This window comes from Corallococcus praedator (assembly GCF_003612125.1).
Taxonomy (GTDB): Bacteria; Myxococcota; Myxococcia; order Myxococcales; family Myxococcaceae; genus Corallococcus; species Corallococcus praedator.
The window spans coordinates 1-5,870 of the sequence record NZ_RAWI01000501.1; the positions used below are offsets into that span (position 1 = coordinate 1).

Genomic DNA, 5,870 nt, shown 5'->3' on the forward strand with positions numbered 1-5,870 from the left:
TGCTTTCGCAGGTGTGGGCGCAGGTGCTGGGCGTGGCGAGGGTGGGGGCGGAGGACAACTTCTTCGACCTGGGAGGCCACTCGCTGCTGGCGACACAGGCGATGTCGCGGGTGCGCAGCGCCTTCGGCGTGGAGCTGCCCCTGCGGGCCCTCTTCGAGGCGTCCACCGTCTCCAGGCTCGCGCTGCGCGTGGACGAAGCGCTGCGTGCGCGGCAGGGCGTGAAGGTGCCTCCGCTGACGCCGATGGTGCGCACCGGTGAGCTGCCGCTGTCGTTCGCGCAGCAGCGTCTGTGGTTCCTGGATCAGCTCCAGCCGGGCAATGCCTCCTACAACGTGGCGACAACGGTCCGGCTGGAGGGCGCGCTGGACGTGGCCGCCCTGGAACATGCGGTGACGGAGCTGGTGCGCCGGCACGAGGCCCTGAGAACAACCATCCAGTCGAGCGACGGTCTGCCGTTCCAGCGCATCTCCCCACCGGGTGCCCTGGCGTGGGACGTCATCGACGTGAGCGGACACCCGGATCGCGAAGCCGAGGCCCAGCGCCTCGTCGATGCGTGGACGCGCGCGCCGTTCGATCTCGCGCGGGGACCCCTGCTGCGCACGCGCGTGGTGCGCACTGGGGAGCACGAACACCTGCTCGCGATGGTGATGCACCACATTGTCTCCGACGGTTGGTCCATGGGCGTCCTCGTGCGCGAGGTCGTCGCGCTGTACGCGGCGCATCTGGCAGGCCGTCCCTCGCCGCTGCGGGAGCTGGCGGTGCAGTACGTGGACTTCGCCGCGTGGCAGCGTGGCTGGTTGAAGGACGAGGCGCTCGACGCGCAGGTGGCGTGGTGGCGCGAGCAACTGGACGGCGCGCCCCGGGTCATTGAACTGCCCACGGACCGTCCGCGCACGGCCGCCCCGCTGCTCCGGGGAGCACGCCGCTCCATGACGATTGCTCCCGCGCTGCGTGACGCGCTGTGGAGCCTGGGGCGCAAGGAGGGCGCTACGCCCTTCATGCTGCTGCTGGCGGCGTGGCAGGTGATGCTGTCGCGCTACAGCGGGCAGGACGACGTCAGCGTGGGCACGCCCATCGCGGGCCGCAACCGCACGGAGCTGGAAGGACTCATCGGCTTCTTCGTCAACACGCTGGTGCTTCGCGCCCGGCTGGGCGGTGCGCTGACCTTCCGGGATCTGCTCAAGCAGGTGCGTGAGACGACGCTCGGCGCGCAGTCGAACCAGGAGGTGCCGTTCGAGAAGCTGGTGGAGGCCCTGCGGCCCGAGCGCGACCTGTCTCGACCGCCGCTCTTCCAGGTGATGTTCACGTTCGAGAACGCCCCTCCGCCCGAGGCGACGCTCCCGGGTGGATTGCGCCTGAGCCCGGTGGAGACCGGCGCCCACACGGCGAAGTTCGAGCTGTCGCTGTCCCTGGCGGACACCGCCGGAGGCCTGCTCACGGCGATCGAATACAGCCCGGACCTCTACGACGACGCCACCGCGACGCGGATGCTCGTCCACCTCCAGGTCCTCCTGGAGGCCATCGTCGAGGAGCCCGGCCAGCGCGTGAGCGACCTGCCCCTGCTCCCGGAAGCGGAGCGCCAGCGGGTCCTGGTGGAGTGGAACCACACCGCGCGCGATTACGCGCGGGACGCCTGCGTGCATCACCTGTTCGAGGCCCAGGCCGCGCGGACGCCGGACGCGGAGGCGGTGCGCTTCGAGGGCGAAGTCCTCACGTACGCGCAGCTCGATCGTCAGGGCAACCAGCTCGCGTGGTACCTGCGAGAGCTGGGCGTGGGGCCCGAAGTGCGCGTGGGCCTGTGCGTGGACCGCTCGCCCCGGATGGTGGTGGGTCTGCTGGGCATCCTGAAGGCCGGCGGAGCGTACGTGCCGCTGGACGCGACGTACCCAACGCCGCGGCTGCGCTTCATGCTGTCCGACGCGGGCGTGGCCGTGGTCGTCACGCTGCAGCGGTTCGCGGACACGCTGCCGCTGGCGGACGAGCGGGTGGTGCTGCTGGACTCCCATGCGGTCGGGGTGCGCTCGCGTCCGGAGACGCGGTGCGACGCGGGCGTGGGCGCGGAGCACCTCGCGTACGTGCTCTACACGTCGGGCAGCACCGGTCAGCCCAAGGGCGTGATGGTGCCGCACGGCGGGTTGAACAACTACATCTCCTGGGCCCTGGAGGCGTACGGCCTGGAGCGAGGCATTGGCGCGCCGGTGCACTCGCCGGTGGTGTTCGACCTGACGGTGACCAGCCTGCTGGTGCCGCTCGCCGCGGGCCGGGGCGTGTGGTTGCTGCCGGAGTCGGACGGGGTGGAGGGGCTTTCGCGATCGCTGCGAGCCCGCGCGGACTACAGCCTGGTGAAGCTGACGCCAGCGCACTGGGAACTCCTGCGCCAGACGCTGCCGGCCTCCGATGCGGCGGGGCGCGTGGGGGCCCTGGTGGTGGGCGGCGAAGCCCTGCCTCCCGCGAGCCTGGACTTCTGGCGACAGCACATGCCCGGCACGCGGCTCATCAACGAGTACGGCCCCACGGAGACGGTGGTCGGATGCGCGGTGTACGACGTGCCGCGCGACGCGGACGTGTCGGCTGGTGTGCCGATTGGACGGCCCATCGCGAACACCCAGCTCTATGTGCTGGACGCGCGCCTGCGTCCCGCTCCGCTGGGCGTGGCGGGCGGGCTGTACGTGGGCGGCGACGGTGTGACGCGCGGCTACCAGCAGCGGCCGGAGCTGACGGCGGAGCGCTTCATCCCGGATCCGTTCAGCGCGGAGCCGGGCGCACGGATGTACCGCACGGGCGACGTGGCGCGGTGGCGGGCGGACGGGCAGCTGGAGTACCTGGGCCGAGCGGACTTCCAGGTGAAGGTGCGCGGCTACCGAATCGAACTGGGCGACATCGAAGCGGCGCTGTCGCGGCAGTCGTCGGTGCGCGAGTCGGTGGTGGTGGTCCGCGAGGACGTGCCCGGAGACAAGCGGCTGGTGGGCTACGTCACGGGCGAGTCGGTGGACGTCGCCGCCCTGCGCGCGTCGCTCCAGGAGCAGTTGCCGGCCTACCTGGTGCCGTCGGCCCTGGTGGTGCTGGAAACGCTGCCGCTCACGTCGAACGGCAAGGTGGACCGCAAGGCGCTGCCGGTGCCGGAGGGCGAGTCGCGCAAGGACTCGGACCTTGGCGGCCTTCGCACGCCGACCGAGGAATTGCTCGCCGGTCTCTTCGCGCAGGTGCTGGGCGTGGAGCGGGTGGGGCCTCGGGACGACTTCTTCGAGCTGGGCGGACACTCGCTGCTGGCCACGCGCGTGGTGGCACGCGTGTTCGGCCTCTTCGGCGTGGAGTTGCCGCTGCGCGAGCTGTTCGACGCGCCCACGGTGGAGAAGCTGGCGCGCAAGGTGGATGCCCGGGCCCGGGCCGGTGACACGCGTCCAGCTCCTGAGCTCGTGCGGGTGCCGCGCACGGACGGGCTGCCCCTGTCGTTTGCTCAGCAGCGGATGTACTTCCTGGAGCAGCTGGAGCCGGACAGCCCGCTCTACAACATCCCGAATGCCATCCGCCTGGAGGGCACGCTCGACGCGGACGCCCTGGAGCGCGCGTTCGACGCGCTGATCGATCGTCACGAGGGATTGCGGACCACCTTCCACGCGGATGCGGAAGGGCGCCCCTTCCAGCGCATCGCCGCCGAGTTCAAGTCGGGTCTGGTGCGGGTGGACCTCCGCGACCTTCCCGAAGCCGAGCGCGAGGAAGCGGCCCGTCGGCAGGTACATGCTGAAGCGCTGCGTCCCTTCCACCTGGGCCAGGGGCCGCTGCTGCGCGCGACGTTGCTGCGCACCGGAGAGCGGCAGCACCTGCTCGTGGTGGTGCTGCACCACATCGTCTCCGACGGCTGGTCCGCGGGCGTGCTGGTGCGCGAGCTGGGCGCGCTCTACGCGGCCTTCAGCGCGGGCCGGCCTTCACCGCTGCCCGAGCTTCCGTTGCAGTACGCGGACTACGCGGCGTGGCAGCGCGACTGGCTGCGCGATGAGGCGTTGGAGGAGCAGGTCGGCTGGTGGCGGCGCGAGCTGGACGGCGCCCCGGCCGCGCTGGAGCTGTCGACGGACAAGGTGCGTCCCGCGACGTCCACGTCCCGGGGAAGCTCGGTGCCGGTGCGGTTGACGAAGCCGCTGTCGGACGCGCTGAAGGCGATGGGACGCCGCGAGGGCGCGACGCCGTTCATGGTGTTGCTCGCGGCGTGGCAGGTGTTGCTGTCGCGCTACAGCGGGCAGGACGACATCAGCGTGGGCACGCCCGTTGCGGGGCGGACGCGGGCGGAGGTGGAAGGGCTCATCGGCCTGTTCCTCAACACGCTGGTGCTGCGCACGCGGCTGACCCCGGCCGACAGCTTCCGGCAGGTGCTGGGTCGGGTAAGGGAGACGACGCTGGGCGCGTTCGCGCACCAGCAGGTGCCGTTCGAGCGGTTGGTGGAGGCCCTGCGCCCGGAGCGCGATCTGGGCCGCACGCCGCTGTTCCAGGCGATGCTCGTGCTCAACACCGAGGTCGACACGGAGCTGGCGCTCCCGGACCTCACGCTGCGCCCGGAACCCGTCGAGGGTGAGCACACGAAGTTCGAGCTGAGCCTGTCGCTCGCAGCATCGGACGAGGGCTTCCGTGGAGCGCTCGGCTACAGCACGGAGCTGTTCGAGCATTCGACGGTGGAACGGATGGTGGAGCACCTGCGGGTGCTGCTGGAGGGCGTGGCGGCGAACCCGGATGTGTCCGTGGGAGCGCTGCCCCTGTTGGACGCCACCGAGCGGCTGCTGGTGCTGAAGACGTGGAACCAGACGGCGGAAGCGGTGCCGTCGAAGAGCATCCCGGCGCTGTTCGAGGCACAGGTGGAGCGGGTGCCTGGTGCCATCGCGGTGGTCGCGGAGGGGAAGCAGCTGACGTACGCGGAACTGGACGCGAAGGCGAACCGGCTGGCGCGAGCGTTGGTGAAGGAAGGCGTGGGCCCCGAGGTGCTGGTGGGGCTGTATGTGGAGCGCACGGTGGAGGCGGTGGTGGGGATGCTGGGCATCCTCAAGGCGGGCGGCGGCTACGTGCCGATGGACACGTCCTTCCCGGCTGCACGCGTGAAGGCGATTGCCGAGGACGCGAACCTGCGGGTGGTGGTGACGCAGCGGGCGTACGCGGAAGACGTGGCGGTGCTGGGCTGCACCACTGTCGTTGTCGAAGCAGTGGAAGAGGCAGGCGGAAGCACCGAGCGCGTGGAGTCAGGCGCGCTGGGTGAAAACGCGGTGTACGCCATCTTCACGTCGGGCAGCACGGGACGTCCGAAGGGCGTGGTGGTGGAGCACCGGCAGCTGGCCAACTACGTGGAGACGATTCGGGGCCGGCTGAAACTGGTGGAGGGGATGAGCTTCGCGTCGGTGACGACGCTGGCGGCGGACCTGGGCCACACGGCGGTGTTCCCGATGCTGTGCGGAGGGGGGACGCTGCACCTCGTCGCGAAGGACGTGGCGTCGGACGCGGAGGCGTTGGGCGCGTACATGCAGGCGCATCGGGTGGAGGGCTTGAAGGTGGTGCCCTCGCACCTGAGGGCCTTGCTGAGCGGACCGAATGCGAGGCAGGTGCTGCCGCTGAAGCGGCTGGTGGTGGGCGGCGAGGCGTCGGACAGGGCGCTGGTGGAGACGGTGCGGAAGCTTGCGCCGGAGTGCGCCGTCTTCAACCACTACGGCCCGACGGAGACGACGGTCGGCGTGCTGACGAACGCGGTGGAAGGGGCGTGGGAGGAAGGCACGGCGACGCTGGCGCTGGGGCGTCCGATTGGGAACGCGCGGATGTACGTGCTGGACGCGAGCGGGCGTCCGGTGCCGCGAGGGGTGGCGGGAGAGTTGTACGTGGGCGGGGCGGTGGTGACG

General features: G+C 71.0%; 1 protein-coding gene. It reads left to right on the forward strand.

The genetic code is table 11. The annotated features are described in order from the left end of the window. Window positions 1-5,870 (forward strand): non-ribosomal peptide synthetase (locus D7Y13_RS37225; RefSeq protein ID WP_120630961.1); only part of this gene is annotated, 5,870 nt, incomplete at both ends.